Here is a 21,367-nt window from a genome sequence, read left to right on the forward strand (position 1 = left end):
TCAACAAATGAATTGGATTCCCTTAACAACTGAAGCTCAACTGGATGAAATTGTTCAACTTTCTGAAACGAAGCCTACGCTAATTTTCAAACATAGTACACGTTGCTCGATCTCCTCAACTGCATTAAGTAGATTGGAACGTGCCTGGGATGCAACAGAAACGCCCGCTTATTACCTAGATTTAATTGCCTACAGACCCATATCGGGTGCAATTGCCGAAAAATTTGACATCGAGCATCAATCTCCTCAAGTTCTGGTGATTAAGCAGGGAAAATGTAGTTATTCGGCGACGCATTGGGATATCGCAATGGAAGAAATCAAACCTTTTTTATAAATAACATGCGGTATTGCATCTTCATTTCTTGCTTGATTATTTCCTTGAGCTCTTGGGCCCAACGGAAATCCACGTCGGCAGAAAGCACCCTGCAAATACCGAGTAAACAAAGCCCTACCAAAAAAGCGAATCTTCCCAGCGAGAAACTTTCAAGTACTTGGGCGATTGGCATAAGTACCAGTACAAATTCTGGGATTATTGGAGGGCTGAGCCTACGTAAATATTGGCTGAATGACGAGAAAAGTCAATCCTTCGCGCAACTAGATGCGGATATCATCAAAGATTACCGGGAATTCACATCACCTTATTCGTATAATGGGCGTTCGTATATCGAAGGAAAACTCAATCAATTAATCGTCATCCGACCCGCATACGGTCGAAGATGGACGTTATTACAAAAATCGGCAGAAGGAGGACCTGCGTTAAAAGGAGTGCTATCCACGGGTCCAAGCATTGGATTGCAGAAGCCCTATTATGTTGATATTTCCTACACGAATTCAGCAACATCTCAAGCCTATACCTTGGCTGTACCTTATGCCAAAACCCTTGATGATACATATCCCAAAGCATTCATTATTGGAGACGCTAGTTTCTTAAAAGGATTTGATGCCCTAACTCCTATACCGGGTTGGCATGTAAAAACGGGATTAAACCTCGAATTAGAGTCCTTTAAGCATAACCACTTAAGCATCGAACTTGGGTTTTGCTTGGATTATTTTACAAAACCAATCGAAATGTTAAACCAAACCGAGGGTCGCGGTGTTTATACGACCGGATACCTGACACTTTTCTTTGGAAAGAGTCATTAAAACGCCTAACAAATGATTGAATTACCTCAAGTAAATCCCGTACCTGCAAATCGTAAGCCTGATTGGCTTCGTGTGAAATTACCCATTGGCGAAAGTTACTCTAAGGTGCGCAAACTCGTGGATGAATATAAACTTCATACCATTTGCCAATCTGGAAATTGCCCGAACATGGGTGAATGCTGGGGCGAAGGGACAGCAACCTTTATGATTTTGGGAAATGTCTGTACACGCTCATGTACTTTTTGTGCGGTAGCAACAGGCCGACCGCAAGAATATGATGAAGACGAACCTCGTCGAGTGGCAGAAGCGATTCGTTTGATGCAAGTAAAACATGCCGTTATCACGTCGGTTAACCGGGATGAACTGAAAGATAAAGGTGCTGAGATTTGGTACCAGACGGTGCGTGCCGTTAAAGAAACGACACCAGCTACAACGATCGAAACATTGATCCCGGATGTAAAAGCAAACTGGGATGCCTTAATTCGCATGATTGAAGGTGGCCAGGAAGTCGTTTCCCATAATATGGAAACGGTAGCTCGCTTATACCGTTATGTGCGTCCACAGGCAAAATACGAACGAAGCTTAGAGCAAATCAAGCGTACCAAAGAATTTGGAAAACGCAATAAATCGGGCATCATGCTGGGTTTAGGCGAAACGAAAGAGGAAGTATTCCAAGCGATGGACGATTTAGTAGCGAATGGATTGGATGTATTAACCCTTGGACAATACTTACAACCCACCAAAATGCACCATGAAGTTATCGAATGGATTCACCCGGACACATTTGCCATGTACAAGGAAGAAGGACTAAACCGAGGACTTGCTTATGTTGAATCCGGTGCATTAGTTCGTTCAAGTTACCACGCGGAAAGACACATCTAAATGACAGATAACGCAACAGAAAATCTCAAAAAATATACTTACATCATCGCTGGTGGAGGTATGTCGGGACTTTCTCTTGCTTATTATTTAGCTGAAAGTAAAATACCCTTCGAACGGATATTAATCATTGATCAAGGCACCGAGGCGCCCAAAACGTGGTGCTATTGGAGTGATGAAACGCAGCCCTTTGAAGCCTATGCTGAACATGCATGGAAGAACTTATCCGTTCATACATTTGCCAATCAACAGCTAGATTTACCAATTGAACCGTTCGTTTATCGGAAAATCGAGAGTTCAACCTGGACAAAAGCAATCAAAGAAAAACTGCATAATAATCCCAAATTTGAATTCATTCAAGCATCGATTGAATCCTTTCAATACCAAGGAAAATTTACTCAAGTGCTAACAAGTAAAGGTGTCTTTGAAGCTACCGAAAAGATTTTTGATAGCATCAGCCCCTACCCTTGTGACCTAACGAACACAAAGGAACTAAAACAACATTTTGTTGGCCTATTTATCGAAACAAATTTTCCACTTTTCGATGCCAGTAAAGCAACCTTATTCGACTTCCGAATCGCCTTTACAAATGCCTGTGAATTCATGTACGTGCTACCAACAAGTGCAAGAACAGCGCTTTTCGAACATACCTTTTTTTCGAGTACATTACTTGAGGAAGCGGAATACATGAAGCAAATCAAAGCTTATTTATTTGCCTATCATGGACTGAGCGATGATGATTATGAAATCAAAGGCACAGAGAAAGGCATTATTCCGATGAACTACGTCGAAATAAAACAAAACCTGCATCAGAAAATAGTGAAGATAGGTACTGCAGGAGGATTCGTTAAATCGAGTACAGGGTATTCATTCAAACGAACACAAGAGCTCTTGAAAAACCTCGTTCTTCACTTGGAGTCAAATCAATGGAATGCGAATGTCATTTCACAAACGAAGTTCAAAGTATTACTGGACCGAATTTTCATTCAGGTATTGGTCGACCAACAAGTGAAAGGGAGTACCGTTTTTGAAAAGTTGTTTCAAAAGAATTCAGCCCAACATATGTTACGCTTCTTGGATGAAAAAACGAGCTTTTGGGAAGATTTGAGAATGATGACCACAGTGCCCACTTGGCCCTTCATGAAAGCATTCTTTAAAATAGTAATCAAACGATCAACCTTTTCCCATTAAATGGTTGTCGACCCGAGATAATAATCTTAAATTTGCACGATTTTTTAACAAAAAAAGAAACAACGAATGGCTTATTTATTTACTTCAGAATCAGTTTCAGAGGGACATCCCGATAAAGTAGCTGACCAAATTTCGGATGCGTTAATCGACCATTTCATGGCGTTTGACCCTACTTCTAAGGTTGCTTGTGAAACCCTAGTAACAACGGGACAAGTGGTATTAGCGGGTGAAGTAAATACAACGACCTACTTAGATGTTCAGGCAATCACGCGTGAAGTGATTCGCAAAATTGGTTATACCAAAGCAGAATACATGTTTGAGGCGAACTCTTGCGGTATTTTATCTGCGATTCACGAGCAATCAGCCGACATCAACCAAGGAGTCGATCGCGCGAAACCGGAAGAACAAGGAGCGGGAGATCAAGGAATGATGTTTGGTTTTGCTACCAAAGAAACAGACAATTACATGCCATTGGCATTGGATTTAGCACATAAAATTCTTCAAGAGTTATCATACATCCGCAACAATGAGCCAAATTTAATTGGCTATTTACGTCCGGATGCTAAATCGCAGGTAACGATTGAATACAGCGACGATCATACGCCACAACGCATTGACACGATTGTTGTGTCAACGCAGCACGATGATTTCGCGACGGAAGCGGAGATGTTGGCCAAAATCAAAAAGGACATTGTTGAAATCGTTATTCCACGCGTGAAGGCGAAGTTAAAGCCCGAGTTACAAGCGCTATTCAATGATGCGATTACCTATCACATTAACCCAACGGGCAAATTCGTGATTGGCGGGCCACACGGTGATACAGGCTTAACAGGCCGTAAAATCATTGTAGATACTTACGGTGGAAAAGGTGCTCACGGCGGTGGTGCTTTCTCAGGAAAAGATCCTTCAAAAGTTGACCGTTCTGCAGCCTATGCAACGCGTCACATTGCGAAAAACTTAGTAGCAGCTGGATTATGTGACCAAGTATTGGTTCAAGTATCGTATGCGATCGGTGTTGCAAAACCATGTGGTTTGTTCATCGATACGTATGGTACGGCCAAAGTTGACTTAACAGACGGTGAAATCGCACGTAAAGTAGAAGCTATTTTCGATATGCGCCCTTACTTTATCGAGCAACGCTTGAAATTACGTAACCCGATCTATTCAGAAACGGCTGCTTATGGCCACATGGGACGTAAAAACGAAGTTGTCACGAAAACATTTAATGGCCCAGGTGGACAAAAAGTAACGAAAGAAGTAGAGTTATTTACTTGGGAAAAATTAGATTACGTGGATGCTGTTAAATCGGCATTCGGGATTTAATCTCCAAATCGATTATGAAAAGGTGCTCCCCCAAAGAGCACCTTTTTTTATGACATAAATTTGGCTTTATTTGAACAAATTTAGGCGTTATTGAGTTAAGAAGGACATGAGCACGACAGGTAAAAAAGGTTTTTATTTCAAAGAATTCGAAGAAAAAAGCGTTTCGCCTTTTGATAAGCTCTTTGGGATTTTCAAAGAACTCATCACCCATACTTCTGGCGATTTTGATGAGGCCATCGAATGGCTGCGCGAATTGGATAAAGAGTATGAATTAACGGATGAAAATTATACGATAGAGGATTTCATTGAAGACTTAAAAGCCAAAGGCTACATTCGGGAAGAAATCGACGAAAATGGTGGATCAGGGATGGGCATTACAGCCAAAACCGAACGAGCCATTCGACAAACTGCTTTAGAAAACATTTTTGGTAACCTCAACAAAAGTGGCGCAGGCAATCATAAAACCAAAGCATCCGGTCAAGGCGATGAATTGACGGGTGAATTCCGGTCCTATCATTTCGGGGATAGCCTAGAAAAAATATCCTTGACGGAAAGCCTGAAAAACGCGCAAATCAACCATGGCATCGGAGAATTTGAATTAACAGAAGAAGATCTAGTCGTAGAAGATACGCAATACAAATCTCAAATGAGTACCGTCCTGATGATTGATATCAGCCACTCGATGATTTTGTATGGTGAAGATCGAATCACACCCGCTAAAAAAGTAGCGATGGCTTTGGCTGAATTAATCACGACTCGCTACCCGAAAGATACCATTGACATTTTGGTATTTGGCAACGATGCATGGAGCATTTCGATCAAAGATATCCCCTACCTGAAAGTTGGCCCCTACCATACCAATACCGTCGCAGGATTGCAGTTGGCCATGGATATACTGCGCCGTAAGCGGAATACCAATAAGCAGATATTCATGATCACCGATGGAAAGCCGAGCTGCGTGCGGGAAAAAGATGGCACCTATTACATGAATAGCAATGGCCTTGACCCCTATGTGACGGAGAAATGTTACACCCAGGCGGCACAGGCCCGCAAATTACATATTCCCATTACGACCTTCATGATTGCGCGTGATTCCTATCTCCAGCAGTTTGTAGATAAATTCACGGAAGCTAATCAAGGCAAAGCATTTTACACAGGTTTGCGTGGATTAGGGGAAATGATATTTCAAGATTACGAAACGAATAGAAAGAAAAGACTTAAATAAAATGATCAAGAATTTAGGAGAATTAAAGGCCTCAGGCTATGTAAGTAAATCCATCAAAGACGAATTACGTGATAACCTCATCAAGCACATGGAGGCGGGGACAACGGTCTTCGAAGGCGTTCATGGATTTGAAAATTCGGTCATTCCAGAATTAGAACGTGCTATTTTATCACGACACAATATTAATCTATTGGGACTGCGTGGTCAGGCAAAAACACGCCTAGCGCGTTTAATGGTCAACTTACTCGATGAATACATCCCTTATGTGGCAGGTTCTGAAATAAACGACGACCCTTTGAACCCTATCTCGCGTTTTGCGATTAATTTACTTGAAGAACATGGCGATCAAACGCCAATTGCATGGCTTCACCGAAATGATCGTTTTGCCGAAAAATTAGCTACACCGGATGTTACGGTCGCCGATTTAATAGGCGATGTCGATCCCATTAAGGCGGCCAATTTAAAACTATCCTATGCAGATGATCGCGTGATTCACTTTGGGATGATACCACGAGCGAATCGATGCATTTTCGTGATCAATGAAATCCCCGATTTACAGGCAAGGATTCAGGTAGCCTTATTTAATATCCTACAGGAGGGAGACATCCAAATTCGGGGCTTTAAATTACGTTTGCCATTAGATGTGCAATTCATATTTACGGCAAATCCAGAAGATTACACAAACCGCGGCAGCATCGTGACACCCTTGAAAGATCGTATTGGATCTCAAATTTTGACACATTATCCGGAGAGCATTGCAATTGCTCGGAAGATTTCTAGCCAAGAAGCGCGCATAAATACCGCGCAAAGCGAGCGTGTTTACATTCCAAATCTTGCCTACGATTTACTCGAGCAAATCATTTTCGAAGCAAGACAAAGCGAATACATCGACCACAAAAGTGGAGTAAGTGCACGAATGAGCATATCCATGTTGGAAAGCTTAGTCAGCACCGCTGAACGACGCGCATTATTAAACAAGGAAAAACAAACAACAGTTCGATTGGCCGACTTTATGGGCATCATACCTGCCATTACCGGAAAGGTAGAGCTCGTCTATGAAGGGGAACAAGAAGGTGCTGCGTTCGTGGCGGAACAATTGATCGGTCAGGCCATCAAAACATTCCTCCCAGGTATGTTTCCTAAAATTGAAAAACTCAGTAAGAAAATAGAAGAAAGCCCTTACAGCAACTTGCTGGAAGCCGTATTTTCCGATGGAGGCATAGTCCTTTATGATGAGTCAACCGACAAAGATTATCAGTCAACATTAGACGAATTAAAACCGCTGAAGGCATTGGTTTCGAAATACCAACCCGAAACCCTAGCGGAGGATCGATATTTTGTATCTGAGTTTGTTTTATGGGCTTTGGCAGAGCATCATAAATTAGGCAAAGAACGCCTTCAAGATGGATTCCAATTTAAGGATCTCTTAGGCATCTTGTAATAAAAAAAGCGCCCGGAATGGGGCGCTTTTTCTTTTATTCTAAGGTAAGACTGAGCTTATCCGTTTTGACTTGATTAATTTTTGATTTGAAACGTTTGATTTGTTCAGCTAAGGCATTTAAGGCTAGATCCAGGGCCTCTTCAAACGAACGTGCGGTTTCCTTAACGAACAAAATAGCACCCGGCACGGCAATCTTAATTTCTAACATCTTTTCGCGCATTTTACCTTCGCCTTTGGCCAACTTCAAAAATACTTCGCCTCCGGTTATTCGATCATAAAAAGTCTCTAATTTATTCAACTTAGCTTGAATGCTATCCAACAATTTACGATCAGCACTGAAGTGAATGGCGTGTACTTGCACTTTCATAATCATTAAATTTAAAGGGTGAATAGATGCTTTGGGAATCTTAGCAAAGCAACCGAAAAACAGAACGTTTTAGATTCATCGAAAAGGTATATTTTTTTCGAAAGCTTGTCAAGCAATTAACAAAAATTTATTTCCAAACAACCCGAATTAGGGAAACGGGAATTCCCAATGCTGCAAAAGAATCATGCCAAAAATGCTGTATGGCCGATAAATGATCATTCGGAGACTTGACTTCCACAAAGGCATATTCATCGCCACGTTGGATAAATAAATCCGGAAAACCTTTGGCATGCGTAGATAATCTTGACCACATTAATTGCAAAACTTGTTGGAGCGCGTTTGTCTCCACACTTACGAGTACACTTTCGATTAACTGCCAGTTGAGATGTCCCCAATCAACCAGAGGATTAATTGTTCCATGATTTTCATCAGCGACCTGACGCATGTAAAGCAAAACCTGCTCGCGATCATGCAGCAAATCAAGTAATTCCATAAATCGTGCGGTATTTACAGTCGTATAATCAATCGTCGGAGCGTATTGAAAAGGATGATGGAATCCTGCACTTCGATCCGTAAAAATGAGCTCCCAGGTCAACAAACCCAATATATTCTTCCAAACACCATTTTCTGAAAATGCCGCATAATAGCCTTGATCGATGTAATAATCAATGAGTCCTTGCTCAACACGACCCTGATAGGAGCCATCGATTTCAATTTTCTCCGCTTTTTTCAGTCGGCCTGTCACTTGTTTAACGTGTTTTTTTGAAGCTTGCCGAGCGATAAAATCTTGAAAAAAGTGTAATTCTGTGGGGTTTTCCACATGCAATTGACCAAATTCAGCCCATTGTAAGGCTTCATCCATGCGTTTTAGTTTGGTCAAAATACGAATGCGGCGTTCCAATGCTTGCGCAGAACCTGCCTGCTCATAGACCTCCAAAGCTTGCTCTAAATAGGCCTGCCGCTCGAGGTAACGCCCCACTTGAAATAATAAACGCTCATAGGCAGGAATCGCTAAATCAGATAATACGACCGCCATGGGAACAATAAGTTCGAACAATGAATCTTTCAGTTGGCCCGGATCCATTTTATCCTGCTGCTCATAAAACCATTCCCGCCAGAGACTCAATTGCCACTTTTCTTCAATTTCTTTCCGAGAAGTAAAATACGGCTGAAAGTCATCTTCATCCACTTCAACATATTGACGGTGCCCTAAATCCCGCACCACAAATTCCTTCAAATCACGATTCTTACTTCCAAAAAATAGAAATGAACAAAATTGATATAAATGCAATTGCAATGGTCTTATCCAGGTACTTGCCGAAAAGGAAGGACTTAGCGGAAGGCCGACTAACAAATCCACCAGAGCCTGCTTGGATAATGCCTTGAAAGATTCATTGCTTGTTGAAATTTCCTTTACCATATCGACGCAAGTTTGCTTGGTGAATACATGTAAAAGCGATGATGTAAAAACCGTGGAATCATATTCTCCGGCAAAACCATGATCGATTAATTCTTGAATCACAGAATCCAAGGATTCAATTTCTCCATAGTTTAAACTCGAGCGATTGAACCAAGCCACACTCCTACCAGCCAATCGAAGATAAAGGCATTGGGCAGGAAAAGAAAGCGCTTGGAAAGAAGAAATAAATTCGGATTCTGCCGGATTTAGCAAATTTTTATAATGCTTATCCACATAACGCAGAACATATTGAAAGTAATCCCAATAATAAGTAGGAGAAAAATTGGAAGGATCTATGTTCTCCATGAATTATGCGGATTAATTTTACTCTAAAATAGGACTATTTGAGTATAAATTTCAAGAATTTCAACAGAAAATTAGATTTTTTCAACAATTTCAGAAATGATGTTATATTTGTAGGCCTGATATTTCTTAGGTTTATCATATCTTATAACGAAACAAAATTTATGCAAACGGTTTCAAATTTCAACTTTGCTGGCAAAAAAGCATTAGTTCGTGTTGACTTCAACGTACCTCTTAATGAGCGATTTGAAATTACAGATGATACGCGTATCAAAGCAACCATTCCTACGATTCAAAAGATTCTTTCGGATGGCGGTTCGGCTATTTTGATGTCTCACCTAGGTAGACCGAAAGATGGTCCAACAGAGAAATATTCATTGAAACACTTGGTTACTCCCCTTTCACTTGTATTTGGTGTTAAGGTAAAGTTTGCAACGGATTGTATCGGCGAAGATGCTACATCTTTAGCTGAAGCATTACAACCAGGTGAAATCTTGTTATTGGAAAACTTACGTTTCTACAAAGAAGAAGAAAAAGGTGATGAAGTTTTTGCTCAAAAATTAGCTCGCTTGGGCAATGTTTGGGTAAATGATGCCTTTGGAACCGCACACCGCGCACACGCTTCTACGGCCGTGATGGGAAAATTCTTCACAGATAAAGTGGCAGGTTATGTAATGCAAGCAGAACTTGAAAATGCACAAAAGATTCTTGAATATTCAGAGCGCCCATTCACGGCAATCATGGGTGGTTCAAAAATTTCAGATAAAATCTTAATCATCGAACGTTTATTAGACAAGGTTGATAACTTGATCATCGGCGGTGGAATGACATATACCTTCTCGTTAGCAGAAGGTGGTAAAATTGGAAAATCAATTTCAGAGCCTGATAAGGTTTCATTAGCGAAAGAATTAATCGAAAAAGCGAAAGCAAAAGGGGTTAATTTAATCATGCCCGTAGACAATGTTTGTGCAGACGATTTCAGTAACAATGCGAACCGTCAAACGGTCAACCGTGGTGAAATTCCAGATGGTTGGGAAGGTTTAGACATTGGCCCTGAATCAGTGAAATTATTCCAAGATGTGATTGCTAAATCGAAAACGATCCTTTGGAATGGACCAATGGGTGTTTTCGAATTCCCGAACTTTGCGATTGGTACAAACGCTATCGCTGATGCGGTGGTAAAGGCAACTGAAGAAAATGGCGCATTCTCATTAATTGGAGGTGGCGATTCAGCTTCTGCCGTAAATAACGCAGGATATGGTGATCGCGTGTCGTACGTATCTACTGGAGGCGGTGCACTATTGGAATACATGGAAGGTAAAGTATTACCGGGAGTTGCTGCATTAGAGGCATAATCCCCCAATACCTAATAATTTTAAAAGGCGAGGAGTTTTTCCTCGCCTTTTTGTATTTTAGTCTTTTGTTCAACTCGTGCCCATGATTTACCCCAACGAACCCGTTCAGTTAAAGTCGACCTTCATTAGTTTAGACAGTCGGCAAATCTACGAACCCGCTGACACCGCTTTTTTTGCAGTCCGTGGATTACATCATGATGGACACCAATATGTAGAATCACTTTATCACAAAGGTGTCCGCGAGTTTATCGTAGAGAAGGCTGCATGGAACAGCTCATTAGCCGAAAAAGCAAAATCTTGGAATAATACCTCCATTTGGGTGGTCAACAATAGCATTGAAACCTTACAGCATATAGCACATGTACATCGCATGGCTTTTAGACTTCCAGTCGTTGGCATCACGGGTTCAAATGGCAAAACAATCTGCAAGGAATGGTTATTTAAATTAACCAAATCGAAATTTCAAGTTGTTAGAAGCCCTAAAAGTTTCAACTCCCAAATAGGCGTTCCCCTTTCAGTCTGGGGCATAAAAACCCATCACCGCCTCGGAATTTTCGAAGCAGGTATTTCACAGAAAGATGAAATGAGTCGCTTAGAAGCGATTATAAGACCCGAATTTGGCATTTTAACACATATAGGAGAAGCGCATGGCAAAAACTTTGAAAGCGAAGCAGCAAAGCTTTCTGAGAAACTAAATCTTTTCCGCCATTCGAAAAAATTAATATACCGCGTTACACCCAATACAACTCCTGTTGTCATCGAGACAATGCAACGGAATAACCCAACATGCGAGTTGGTCGGCTGGAGTACCACAGACACCAACCAATCCATCTTCGTTTATTGGAAAATAACAGGTAAAAGCAGCCAGTTAAAATTTCAAAAAAGAAATCAATCCGAACCATTTATTAGCGTTCAAAGTCAATTACATGACGAAGCATCGCTCGAGAACCTGAGTCATTGCCTGATACAAGCGCATTTACTTGGCATGAGCAATGAAGAACTAACAACAGCTGTTATGGGTATCAAACCCATTTCCATGCGCTTAGAAATCAAAGAAGGCGTGCGGAATAACCAACTCATAGATGATTCATACAATAACGATATCGATGGCCTTAAATTAGCCCTCCCCCTTTTCAAGCGTTACGAAGAAAAAAAGAAAGTATTGATCATCAGTGATTTCATCGAAACAGGAATAGATGAGGACACCTTATACCAACAAATTGCCCAATTAATCGTACATCAACGCATTGAAAAAATCATTGGCATAGGAAGTCAAATCGAACGAAATAAACACTATTTCCAACATATAGACACATATGCCACGGCCGAAACATTCATTGAGTCAGGGGACTTAAACAGCTTGCATGACTCAATCATCTTACTAAAGGGTGCTCGAAAATATGCCTTTGAAAAGATTGTCAATGCACTCGAAACAAAAACGCATTGCACCCAATTGGAAATCAATTTGGATGCCCTACAACATAACTTAAGCTATTACCGTAAAACCATTGGTCATTCTACCAAAATCATGGGCATGGTAAAAGCACAAGCTTATGGGGCTGGCGCAGTGGAAATTGCAAAAATATTACAATCACAAGGAATCGAATACCTAACCGTTGCATATGCTGATGAGGGCGTTTTGCTACGTAATAATGGAATTTATACACCGATCATGGTAATGAATCCACAAGTAGAGGAATTCGATAAAATGACATCATATGCACTCGAACCTGAAATATATAATTTCAGTTTGTTAGCCGCAATTGATGAATACAGCACGAATCAAAACAAGAATATCAAGATTCATATCAAATTGGATACCGGGATGAAGCGTCTTGGTTTCGAGATGTCTGATATACCCCAACTGATGCATGAACTAAAGCAAATGCCCCAACTATGGGTTGTAAGCATTTTAAGCCATTTAGCAGCTTCTGAAAACCCAAAACATAAAGCATTTACGGAGCAGCAAATCGCTCAATTTAAGGAAGCATCACAAGCAATCAGTGATCAATTAGGCTACAAACCCTTGAGACATATTGCGAACTCGGCAGCCATCCAAAATTACCCAGAAGCACACCTCGACATGGTCCGATTGGGCATCAGTATGTATGGTATTTCAGGTAATTCGGTCGAAAAAACAGCACTAGAAAATGTATTATCGCTTAAAACCTACGTATCACAGATAAAAAATGTAGCAAAAGGGGAAACAGTAGGCTACGGAAGAATAGGACAATTCGAAGAAGATGGTAAGATTGCTACCTTGGCAATTGGGTATGCCGACGGCTATAGTCGAGCACTAGGAAATGGCCAAGGTCACTTTGAAATTAACGGACATATTTGCCCTACAATCGGTAGCATTTGCATGGACATGTGCATGGTAGATGTCAGCACACTGACCGAAATAAAAGAAGGTGATGAGGCGATTGTATTTGGCGGAAAAATACAATTAGCAGCTTTTGCCAAAGCAGCACAAACTATTCCTTATGAGATGATGACAAGCATTTCATCACGCGTCAAGCGAATCTATATACGAGAATAAATACAGCGCAATAAAACACCTCCAACAAGCGAGCCACATGATTAAATTTTCATGTGGCTTTTTTTAATGCGTCATTCATTTTATACCCGTATATATTACAAACTTAGACTGGTCATCATAAATAGCCTATCAAAAAACTGCCAAAGGAGCCACGAGCAACAACCATAAAAACAAATTCAATCAATTAGCGTAATAGCTAATAATACATAGCGATTAAGCTAATTAATTAGCCGTCCGACTAATTTACACTTAGCCAAAAAGCTAATCATTTAGTGTAATTGCTAAATAGATTAAATACATTGCCATTAGCCTCTATTTTGATATCTTATTAGAATATATTAATTTAGCTAAATAAGTAATCATTATATGACAATCGAGGCAATAAGCAAGGCTATTGGTGATGAGTCACGACGTAAGATCATTGAGCTGCTCAAAGATGGCGAAATGCCTGCGAGTAGTATTTTTGACCAATTCGACTATGCTGCTCCTACGATTTCCAGGCACCTATCTGTATTGAAAGAGGCTGGAATTGTGTCGACTCGCAGAAACGGGGTATTTATCTATTATGCACTTGAAAAAGAAGTCTTAGTCCAGTTGGCCCAATGGCTCACACCTTTGCTCCCACCGACAAGTCATGTAGCCAAAGCAGCACCGAAAGAGCGCGTAATCCGGACTCCAAAAGTAAAGACAGAAAATCCATTTGATAAATTCCAAAGTGAATTTTAATTAGAATAATACAATTTATATGAAACGATTTGTCATCATTATTCGCGGCCCTGTCGAGGGAATTTCAGGAGCTAACAGTCTTGCTTCATCCGAAGAATTGGAACAAATTCGTACGTGGTTAAAATCCATAAAGGAGCAATACCAAGACATGCTTTATCAGAAATTTTCCGGACAAACCTTGTATTTAGGTGCGAGTGGAAAAATTGAACAAAAGATAGTTCAGCTCATTGATGGTGGAGAGATTTCTCAAGTCATCACGCTCATCATGTCTTCCTGGGAGGAAGCAACACGCGTTGCCGAGAGTTTTCCCTTCCCCAATACCTTTTACACAGTTGAATTACGTGAAATGGCATAAAAAAGCCCCATACGAAACGTATGAGGCTTTTTAGAGGCAATGCCGCGAGAATCGCGTATTTTTTTCTTACTTATACATTGATCTCACCTACCATATTCTCAGGGCGAACCCAAGCATCAAACTCTTCTGCGGTTAAATAACCCAAGGCAATAGCCGTCTCTTTCAATGTAGAGCCATTTTTATGCGCTGTTTGAGCAATTTCTGCCGCTTTGTAATAACCAATCTTCGTATTTAATGCCGTAACAAGCATCAATGAGTTATTGACGTGCTTAGCGATGTTTTCATGCAAGGGTTCGATACCCACAGCACATTTATCATTAAATGCCACACATACGTCACCAATTAAGCGAGCCGAGTGTAAGAAGTTATAAATCATCACAGGCTTAAACACGTTTAATTCAAAGTGGCCTGAAGCTCCTCCAATATTAATAGTAACATCATTCCCCAATACCTGCGCAGCGACCATGGTCATCGCTTCACATTGTGTCGGATTAACCTTACCTGGCATAATGGATGAACCTGGTTCGTTATCAGGAATGTAGATCTCGCCAATGCCTGAACGAGGACCAGATGATAACATACGTACATCATTTCCAATCTTCATTAGACTCACGGCAACCGTTTTTAAGGCACCGTGTGCTTCCACAATCGCATCGTGCGCTGCCAAGGCCTCAAACTTATTTTCAGCCGTTCTAAATGGCAAACCTGTCAACGAAGCAATGTGCTTCGCAACGTTTTCCGAATAGCCTTTAGGCGTGTTAATGCCCGTTCCTACAGCTGTCCCTCCTAGCGCTAATTCCGCTAAGTGGTCTAAGCAATTATTGATTGCTTTTAAGCCATGATTCAATTGCGAAACATAACCTGAAAATTCTTGTCCTAATGTTAAAGGCGTCGCATCCATAAAGTGTGTACGACCTATTTTAACCACATTTTTAAATGCTTTTGCCTTCGCTTCTAAGGTATCACGTAATTTCGTAATGCCCGGAATCGTGACTTCCATCAAAGCTTGATACGCTGCGATATGCATCGCTGTAGGAAAGGTATCATTGGACGATTGAGACTTATTCACATCATCATTTGGGTGTACAAACTTCTGCTCATCCATCAAATCTCCTCCTTGAATCACGTGTGCACGGTAAGCGATCACCTCATTACAGTTCATATTTGACTGTGTACCAGAGCCCGTTTGCCAAACTACTAAAGGAAACTGATCTGCCCACTGACCTGCTAAAATTTCATCACAAACCTGTCCAATCAGATTTTTCTTCGCCTCATCCAATACACCCGCCTCGAAATTCGTGATTGCCGCTGCCTTTTTCAAGAAAGCAAATGCACGAATAATTTCTTTCGGCATCTTATTGATATCTTGAGCAATGGGAAAGTTCTCGATAGAACGCTGCGTTTGTGCGCCCCAATATACATGTGCAGGTACCTTCACCTTGCCCATCGTATCTTTTTCAATTCTATATTCCATAATGGCTATTTGTATTATTTTTGTAAGCAATTCACAAAAATACCACCAAAACCAACAAGGTGGGAATGATTTTAAATAAAAAATAACATGCTAACAGTCTACGGAATTCCCGCTTGCAATACAATGAAAAAAACCTTTGAATTCTTAGAGGCAAAAGGCATTGAATATACCTTTCATAATTATAAAAAAGAAGGCATCACAGAACCCATTTTACAAGGATTCATCGACACACTCGGGCTCGAAAAAGTATTCAATAAGCAGGGTTCCACTTACCGACAATTGCCTGATGAAACGAAAGCATCTTTAGCCACAAATTCCGCTGCATTTTCCTTCTTGTTAGAAAAAAATTCAGCGATCAAACGACCCATTCTGACAGATGGCAAACGCATGATCGCTGGATTTAATCCGGATGAATTAGATAAATGGCTAAATGTCTAATTACCCTTTATAAAAAAGCCATTTAGACAATTCTTTCCAGGTGGCTTTTTTCCCATACATTAAAATTCCCACACGGTAAATACGCGCTGAAATCCAGCTACAAGCTAGAAATCCTACTACCAGAAGACTCATCGATAGCGCCAATTCCCACATAGGAACCCCATAAGGTAAGCGTACCATCATGTTGATCGGCGAAGTAAACGGAATCATCGATGCCCAAAAAGCAACTGTACTGTCGGGATCTTGCATCGTGTACTGAGCCAACAAAAATGACAAGATAATAGGAATCATAACAATAAACGTGAATTGCTGCGCTTCCGTGGCACTCTCAACAGCAGACCCGATCGCCGCAAACAAAGAGCTGTATAACAAATATCCAACGAAAAAATAAAATAAAAAGGCCACGAGAATCAGGGGGATATTCGTACTCTCCAGCACCTTCGTCACCTCACCCATCGGGGAATCTTGCATAACATTGCGCATGTCAACTGATGCCTTTCCTTGGTCTACTGCCATAATCGCTTTCGCCTTGGAAGCATAGATTTTCCCGGTCACTTGCGTTAATCCAATCGTTAATACAATCCATAAAAGGAATTGCGTAAGTCCCACAAGCCCTACCCCAATAATCTTCCCTAACATTAATTGATAAGGTTTCACGGAGGAAATAATCACCTCAATGATCCGACTACTCTTTTCCTCAATCACGCCATTCATTACTTGAGAGCCATAAAGTAAGAGCGTGACATATAAAATCAAGCCCATAATACCCGCAAGAATCATCGCCCCTGCCGAACTTGAACTTGTTTCTCCCCCATTTTCAGATACCGTAATGGTCTCACTCGCTATATCAACCTGCGTATCTTCATAGACCTTCGCTGAAATTCCAGCCTTATACATCAACTCCTGCCGTACTTTATTCTGAATCAAGCGCTCTACGGCTTCTTTTAAATTAAGTCCAATGTTCTTTGATGAATAAATATGGACACCTTTGGGATTTGATAAAACATCCACAGGAATACTCACAAAGGCATCGTAACCAGACTTGGCAAACTGGGTCTTGAAGGCTTTTTCCGGCACATTTGTAAAGGTAAAGACCAACTCCTTATCTTGTAAGTCGGCCGACTTAAGCAAATGACTTTGATCGAAAATGGCGATTTGCTTCTGCTCCTTATCTTTCATGGCTAACCAGATAGGAATCGCATAGATGGCTGTGATTAAAACGGGGGCCAACAAAGATGAAATCCAAAAGGATTTTTTCAACACACGCGTTACATATTCACGCTGAATAACCAGTAAAATCTTATTCATATCAATTGGTTTCGCTAACTACTTGAATAAAAATATCATTAAAAGATGGAATCACTTCCTTAAACTCCAACAAACGAATATGCTGAATCAATAAGGCAATCGCCTCATTGGTTCCCATTCCTTCCGAAAAACGCAAAATCGCATGACCTGTGGATTCATGAGAAACAATCTCAATTCCAGGAATCGCCATCAACTCCCCTTCAAAACGAATCGAGAATTGATTCTTCTTATATCGATTTTGGACCTCATCTTTATTACCTGACAACACCACCTGCGCATGATTAATCAAGGCTATCTCATCACATAACTCTTCCACAGACTCCATCCGATGCGTAGAAAACAACACGGTTGTACCGCGCGCTTTGATAGCTAAAATCTCATCCTTCAACATATTAGCATTGATGGGATCAAAACCCGAAAATGGCTCATCCAGAATCAGTAATTTCGGCTCATGTACCACCGTGGCAATAAATTGCGTCTTTTGTTGCATGCCTTTGGATAAATCATCCACCGGCTTATTCCACCACTCCTTTATATCCAAGCGAATAAACCATTCCTTCAATTTAGCGATTGCTTCATACTTAGGCATTCCCTTTAATTGGGCCAAATACAAAAGTTGCTCACCAACCTTCATCTTCTTATACAAACCGCGTTCCTCAGGCAAATAACCTATCTGATCCGCATGCGCTAACAGCAAAGGCTCTCCATCAAAAAGAATCTCACCAGCATCTGGCCCCGAGATTTGGGTAATTATTCGAATTAAGGATGTTTTCCCAGCCCCATTAGGACCCAATAAACCAAAAATCTTCCCTTTGGGGATTTCCAAGTTCACATCCGACAATGCCACGTGATCCGCATAACGCTTCCCTAAATTCCGTATAGATAATAACATATTTGTTTGTCATGAATGAATATTCAAAGATAAAAAAAAGCGTTCACCCCAACATGATATTAGGATGAACGCTAGAATAATAGGATAAATGATTCCTTTACTTCTTAATTACCTTAGCTTTTGGTTTTGAAGGAGCCTTTGCTGCCGACTTAGGAGCAGCTGGTGCCGCCTCTTTTGCCATCAATTGAGCTACTTGTTTAATCTCAGCCGCTTTTTTCGCCAACTTCGCCTTTTTCTTTGCTTCTTTTTCTATCGATTTCTTCTTTGCTTTTTCAGCCTTTTCTTTCGACTTCGCAGCTTCTTTTTCTTGGTCTTGCACCAACTTCACATATTTCTTTGCAATATCGCCAACGGATTTTTCAACCGTTGCCAACACCTTTTTAGCATTCTTTTCTGAAAGTCCTTTCAATTTTGGCAATAAAAGTGCCGACAATTGATTCGATAATGTTTTTTTGTCGCTGCTCATTATGTAATTGTTAAATTTTAGATAAATCTATGGAAACATTTGACAAGAAGAAATTTATCTGTGTTAAGTTTTCCCTGAAACGGCAAAATTTAATATTGGAAGCCCTAAATCTGTGATTTGCTGACAAAATCCCAAGCAACAACTCCCATCGTTACCGAGACGTTCAATGAGTGTTTTGTACCAAATTGAGGGATCTCCAAACTACCCGAAGTAGCTTCAATCCAAGAATCATTCACCCCAAATACTTCGTTACCAAAAACAAAGGCATATTTATTGCCAGCCTCAGGCTTGAAATCATGCAAGGAAATTGACTGATCTACTTGTTCAATGCAATAAACCGTATACCCCAAAGCTTTTAAAGCTTCATGGCATACTTCAGCCGACTCAAAATAGGTCCAATCAACAGATTCATCAGCACCTAAGGCCGTTTTACTTATTTCGCGATGTGGTGGCTGAGCCGTAATGCCAACCAAATACACATGCGCACAACGAAATGCATCGGCCGTACGAAATGCAGATCCAATATTATTCATACTACGAATGTCATCGAGCACAAAAACAAAGGGGAATTTCTCCGCAGATTTGTATGCGGATACATCGAGCCGATTTAGCTCATCTAACGATAACTTTTGAGGCATATATTAAACAATCCAACTAAATGGATAAGCTAATTCTGGAACCTTTACACGCTCAGCTAAACGCTCTAAACGAGCAGGCAATCCGATCACATAATCACGCGCCTTTTCAGCTTGATCATTTAGTCCGCGAACACTTTCCAAATCCCAATCTTGAATCAAACCACGCATGATGGTCGTATAATCTGCCGTTGTATAGACACCAATACGTTGGGCCGCATCAGAGAAATGATCAAACAAGGAGCTTTTGGCTCCACTCATCTCACGCAAGAAATGCGCAGGCATTACAATCTTTTTCTTCATCATATCAGCAAAAGCCAACATCATTTCAGAAGGATCTAATTTAAAAATCTCAGCAACAAAGGCCTTATATGCTTTGGCATGACGCAACTCATCTGCCGCAATTTGTGCACACATACGTGACAAATTCGAATTCCCATGTTGCTTGGCTAATGAAGCCGTTCTACGATGGGAAATATTCGTCGCCCACTCTTGAAAAGAAGTATAAACAAAGTTGCGGTAAGGATCTGCCGATGTACCGATATCGAAACCATCCGCAATCAAATATTGTGTCGAAATAGCAACCGCACGCATATCCACTTTCCCTGATAAATACAGGTAAGTACCTAGTAACTTGCCGTGACGATTTTCTTCTGCTGTCCAGCTACGAATCCACTTTACCCAACCATTTTCTTGGTCTAAATGATCCACCGTTTCCATACCCAACAACCACGACTCGTATGTTGGCAAAGCCTCCTCCGTAATCGTATCACCAATCAAAACGGCCCAATAATCATAAGGCAATTCGTTGGCAGCTTCTTGCAACAACTTCACCTCATCAAAGAAATTTTCCTTTGTCGAGTCAGGAAGCATATCTGCGGGCTGCCAGTTGGAATCAATCGGATTCAAAAAATCCTTCATGTAGCTATCCATATTTTTGGCTAGCTCGGACATAACTTCTAAACGCGTATGGAATTGAGACATAATTCAATGGGTTAACATAATGAGCTATGAAGATACATAGAAAAATCAGGATTTTGGCTGAAAATGCACAAAATCATGCCCATTCGCTTCAATTTTTAACACATATGCATTTTTGTAATTTGGCGTAAACCAATCTCCTAAATTGTAATAAGTGGCCGAAGCATCTAGCTCCAAGGCAATTGGATGATGCCGATGACCAAATACATAAGCGGATATCAAGCGATTTTCTCGTTGATCGATAGCATGCCGCTCACGCACTGCCGCTAAAATGAAGTCGGTGGCTGGATCAAAAGGAACTTCACCAGCTTTAATTGTCGAGGTTTTTCGCGTACCCGACCAAGCATGCGCCAATCGGACACCGAAGTCGGGGTGCAGCCAACCAAAGAGAAATTGGGCCATTGGATTCACAAAAACCTTTTTCAAAAGCTTGTATCCATAATCACCCGGTCCCATCCCATCGCCATGCCCCATGCAAACACGAATCTTATTGTCCTCGAATTGGAATTCAAATTCCGTGGGTTCGGTGTAAATTATAGCACCTAACTCCTCCTCAAAATAATCCCGCATCCATAAATCATGATTCCCCACAAAAATATGCATGCGAACACCTCGATCGGCTAATTGAGCTAATGCGCCGATAAAACGCACAAAACCCTTGGGAACAACCTGATTGTATTCAAACCAAAAATCGAATACGTCACCCAATAAAAATAAATCACTTACATCTTCAGAAATACCCGAAAGCCAATCTACCAAAACACGCTCACGCGCTCGAGATGTCTGTGCATCTGGAAAGCCCAAGTGCATGTCTGAAATACAATACACATGTTTGCCTGAAGGTATAAGTAGCTGCTTCATAAATAA

At 40.9% G+C, this 21,367-nt stretch carries 21 protein-coding genes; 12 read left to right on the plus strand and 9 right to left on the minus strand.

Annotation, left to right across the window (positions count from 1 at the left end; genetic code table 11):
* Positions 1-7: 7 nt before the first annotated feature.
* From ytxJ to PQG45_RS05815, 7 genes are all read left to right on the plus strand, one after another.
* Positions 8-334 carry a bacillithiol system redox-active protein YtxJ gene (ytxJ, locus tag PQG45_RS05785; protein WP_315577465.1) on the plus strand — a complete coding sequence of 109 codons (327 nt, stop codon included), beginning with the start codon at positions 8-10 and terminating at the stop codon, positions 332-334.
* Between the two features lie 5 nt (positions 335-339).
* Positions 340-1,143 carry a hypothetical protein gene (locus PQG45_RS05790; protein ID WP_315577464.1) on the plus strand — a complete coding sequence of 268 codons (804 nt, stop codon included), beginning with the start codon at positions 340-342 and terminating at the stop codon, positions 1,141-1,143.
* A 12-nt stretch (positions 1,144-1,155) separates the two neighbouring features.
* Positions 1,156-2,025: a lipoyl synthase gene (gene lipA, locus PQG45_RS05795; protein WP_316070446.1), complete on the plus strand. Its 870-nt coding sequence runs from the start codon at positions 1,156-1,158 to the stop codon at positions 2,023-2,025.
* A complete protein-coding gene (locus tag PQG45_RS05800; RefSeq protein WP_316070447.1) occupies positions 2,026-3,213 on the plus strand; it encodes a lycopene cyclase family protein in 1,188 nt (395 codons plus the stop codon).
* Between the two features lie 66 nt (positions 3,214-3,279).
* Positions 3,280-4,536, plus strand: a complete 1,257-nt coding sequence (gene metK / locus PQG45_RS05805) for a methionine adenosyltransferase (protein ID WP_315577461.1) — start codon at positions 3,280-3,282, stop codon at positions 4,534-4,536.
* Between the two features lie 106 nt (positions 4,537-4,642).
* Positions 4,643-5,761 carry a vWA domain-containing protein gene (locus PQG45_RS05810; RefSeq protein ID WP_315577460.1) on the plus strand — a complete coding sequence of 373 codons (1,119 nt, stop codon included), beginning with the start codon at positions 4,643-4,645 and terminating at the stop codon, positions 5,759-5,761.
* A 1-nt stretch (position 5,762) separates the two neighbouring features.
* Positions 5,763-7,202: an AAA family ATPase gene (locus PQG45_RS05815; RefSeq protein ID WP_316070448.1), complete on the plus strand. Its 1,440-nt coding sequence runs from the start codon at positions 5,763-5,765 to the stop codon at positions 7,200-7,202.
* 34 nt (positions 7,203-7,236) lie between these two features.
* On the opposite strand, the gene PQG45_RS05820 is transcribed toward PQG45_RS05815, so the two are convergent.
* The gene (locus PQG45_RS05820; protein ID WP_315577458.1) at positions 7,237-7,569 is read right to left on the minus strand and encodes an HPF/RaiA family ribosome-associated protein; all 333 of its coding nucleotides are present in this window, start codon (positions 7,567-7,569) and stop codon (positions 7,237-7,239) included.
* Positions 7,570-7,696: 127 nt separating this feature from the next.
* Positions 7,697-9,334, minus strand: coding sequence for a VRR-NUC domain-containing protein (locus PQG45_RS05825; RefSeq protein WP_316070449.1), 1,638 nt, complete (start codon positions 9,332-9,334; stop codon positions 7,697-7,699).
* A gap of 161 nt (positions 9,335-9,495) precedes the next feature.
* Here PQG45_RS05825 and PQG45_RS05830 point away from each other — a divergent pair, with 161 nt between their 5' ends.
* The 4 genes from PQG45_RS05830 to PQG45_RS05845 all read left to right on the plus strand — a co-directional run bounded on the left by PQG45_RS05830 (position 9,496) and on the right by PQG45_RS05845 (position 14,306).
* Positions 9,496-10,686: a phosphoglycerate kinase gene (locus PQG45_RS05830; protein WP_315577456.1), complete on the plus strand. Its 1,191-nt coding sequence runs from the start codon at positions 9,496-9,498 to the stop codon at positions 10,684-10,686.
* Between the two features lie 82 nt (positions 10,687-10,768).
* Positions 10,769-13,225: a bifunctional UDP-N-acetylmuramoyl-tripeptide:D-alanyl-D-alanine ligase/alanine racemase gene (locus PQG45_RS05835; protein ID WP_316070450.1), complete on the plus strand. Its 2,457-nt coding sequence runs from the start codon at positions 10,769-10,771 to the stop codon at positions 13,223-13,225.
* A 366-nt stretch (positions 13,226-13,591) separates the two neighbouring features.
* Positions 13,592-13,951 (plus strand): ArsR/SmtB family transcription factor, encoded by a 360-nt coding sequence (locus PQG45_RS05840; RefSeq protein WP_315577454.1) that lies wholly within the window; start codon positions 13,592-13,594, stop codon positions 13,949-13,951.
* Between the two features lie 19 nt (positions 13,952-13,970).
* Positions 13,971-14,306, plus strand: a complete 336-nt coding sequence (locus PQG45_RS05845) for a hypothetical protein (RefSeq protein WP_315577453.1) — start codon at positions 13,971-13,973, stop codon at positions 14,304-14,306.
* A gap of 70 nt (positions 14,307-14,376) precedes the next feature.
* On the opposite strand, the gene fumC is transcribed toward PQG45_RS05845, so the two are convergent.
* The gene (fumC, locus tag PQG45_RS05850) at positions 14,377-15,780 is read right to left on the minus strand and encodes a class II fumarate hydratase (RefSeq protein WP_315577452.1); all 1,404 of its coding nucleotides are present in this window, start codon (positions 15,778-15,780) and stop codon (positions 14,377-14,379) included.
* Positions 15,781-15,867: 87 nt separating this feature from the next.
* Between fumC and PQG45_RS05855 the strand changes: the two genes are divergently transcribed.
* Positions 15,868-16,218, plus strand: a complete 351-nt coding sequence (locus tag PQG45_RS05855; RefSeq protein ID WP_315577451.1) for a Spx/MgsR family RNA polymerase-binding regulatory protein — start codon at positions 15,868-15,870, stop codon at positions 16,216-16,218.
* On the opposite strand, the gene PQG45_RS05860 is transcribed toward PQG45_RS05855, so the two are convergent.
* From PQG45_RS05860 to PQG45_RS05885, 6 genes are all read right to left on the minus strand, one after another.
* On the minus strand, positions 16,219-17,526 hold the full coding sequence (locus tag PQG45_RS05860; RefSeq protein WP_315577450.1) for an ABC transporter permease: 1,308 nt from the start codon (positions 17,524-17,526) through the stop codon (positions 16,219-16,221).
* Between the two features lies 1 nt (position 17,527).
* Positions 17,528-18,418, minus strand: coding sequence for an ABC transporter ATP-binding protein (locus tag PQG45_RS05865; protein WP_315577449.1), 891 nt, complete (start codon positions 18,416-18,418; stop codon positions 17,528-17,530).
* Positions 18,419-18,515: 97 nt separating this feature from the next.
* Positions 18,516-18,884 (minus strand): hypothetical protein, encoded by a 369-nt coding sequence (locus PQG45_RS05870; protein ID WP_315577448.1) that lies wholly within the window; start codon positions 18,882-18,884, stop codon positions 18,516-18,518.
* Between the two features lie 104 nt (positions 18,885-18,988).
* Positions 18,989-19,522, minus strand: coding sequence for a TrmH family RNA methyltransferase (locus tag PQG45_RS05875; RefSeq protein ID WP_316070451.1), 534 nt, complete (start codon positions 19,520-19,522; stop codon positions 18,989-18,991).
* Between the two features lie 3 nt (positions 19,523-19,525).
* Positions 19,526-20,503, minus strand: a complete 978-nt coding sequence (locus PQG45_RS05880) for an acyl-ACP desaturase (protein ID WP_315577446.1) — start codon at positions 20,501-20,503, stop codon at positions 19,526-19,528.
* A 45-nt stretch (positions 20,504-20,548) separates the two neighbouring features.
* The gene (locus tag PQG45_RS05885; protein ID WP_315577445.1) at positions 20,549-21,361 is read right to left on the minus strand and encodes a UDP-2,3-diacylglucosamine diphosphatase; all 813 of its coding nucleotides are present in this window, start codon (positions 21,359-21,361) and stop codon (positions 20,549-20,551) included.
* Positions 21,362-21,367 lie beyond the last annotated feature (6 nt).

It is taken from the genome of Aquirufa regiilacus (assembly GCF_032470275.1).
Classification (GTDB): Bacteria; Bacteroidota; Bacteroidia; order Cytophagales; family Spirosomataceae; genus Aquirufa; species Aquirufa regiilacus.